Consider the following 1,503-nt stretch of genomic DNA (forward strand, 5'->3'; position numbering starts at 1 on the left):
CCAACGCCGTTCAGTTAGGCGTGGGGCCTGCATGTCAAGGCCGGTAGGCAAAGCAGCGGAGCTGCCGTAGAAGAGGGCTGTCACTCCAAGACATCCTCATCACGGGAGCTCCGCTGTTGGAACAGGCTGCCATAACGCGGACCGCCGGGGTAGCCGCGGGGGCGTTCGCGCCGGGCCATATCGGCGAGTTGACCCGGATCCTGCCCTTCGAGATGGTCGATGAGGTACTGACCGAGACGAAGACCGTGCAGCGGCGGGTCCGACTGGTACCGGCGCGGGTCACCGTGTACCTACTGCTCGCGGGGGCGCTGTTCGCCGAACTGGGCTACCGGCAGGTCTTCGACCGGATGTGCGCCGGTCTGGCGGGCCTGGCGCCCGCCAGACCGAGTGCCAGCGCGTTGCGGCAGGCCCGCCAGCGTCTGGGGCCGGCACCGTTGAAGGCACTGTTCGACCTGGTCCGTGGCCCGGTGGCCACGACCGCGGCCCAAGCCCGGTGGCACGGGCTGTGGGTGGTGGCGGTCGACGGCACGCTGCTGCCGGTCCCGGACACCCCGGCCAACCTCGCGGTGTTCGCCAAGCAGCGCTGCAACAACGGGGCCGGAGGCTACCCTCAGGTCCGGCTGACCGCCCTGGTGGCCTGTGGCACCAGGGCGGTGATCGGGGCGGTCTTCGGCCCGGCCACCACTGGTGAGCTGGAGTACGCGGGCCGGCTGACGGGCGATCTGCGGGCCGGGATGCTGCTGCTGGGCGACCGGAACTTCGCCGCCGCCGACCTGCTCAACCGCCTGGCCGCCACCGGCGCGCACCTGCTGGTCCGGTGCAAGTCCGCACGCAGGCTGCCACCGGTTGCCCGCTGCCGGGACGGCTCGTTCCTGACACGGCTCGGCACGCTGACCGTCCGTGTCATCGACGCCGAGATCAGCATCGTCACGTCCAAAGGGGCCCGCACCGGCCACTACCGGCTGCTGACCACCCTCACCGACCCGTCCGCCCACCCGGCCCGCGAACTCATCCAGCTCTACCACGAGCGCTGGGAGATCGAGACGGCCTACGCGGAGCTGAAGTCCACGGTCCTGAGCGGACGGGTCCTGCGCGCCCGCACCCCCGCCGGGGTCGAACAGGAGGTCTGGGCACTGCTCCTCGCCTACCAGGCACTGCGGACCGCGATGACGGACGCCACCGACAGCATCCCCGGCACCGACCCGGACCGGGCCGGGTTCACCGTCGCCCTGTCCGCCGCCCGCGACCAGCTCGTCCTGGCCGCGGGCGTCATCACCGACACCGTGATCGACCTGGTCGGAGCCATCGGCCGCCACGTGCTGGCCCAACTGCTGCCCGCGCGGCGGGTCCGCACGAAAGACCGCATCGTCAAACGAGCGATCTCCAAATACAACGCCCGCGGACCCGCCATCGACCGGACAACCTACAAGGCCACCATCAGCATCAACATGCTCACAACCGACCCTTGACGCAGCCCAGACCGCCCCTAACTGAACGGCGTTG

1 protein-coding gene is annotated in these 1,503 nt (G+C 70.4%); it reads left to right on the forward strand.

Translation table 11 applies throughout. The features are described from left to right. Positions 1 to 116: 116 nt before the first annotated feature. A complete protein-coding gene (locus ACFXAM_RS38725) occupies positions 117 to 1,469 on the forward strand; it encodes an IS4 family transposase (protein ID WP_380298630.1) in 1,353 nt (450 codons plus the stop codon). Positions 1,470 to 1,503 lie beyond the last annotated feature (34 nt).

The sequence above is a fragment of the Kitasatospora sp. NPDC059462 genome, assembly GCF_042749955.1.
Lineage (GTDB): Bacteria > Actinomycetota > Actinomycetes > Streptomycetales > Streptomycetaceae > Kitasatospora.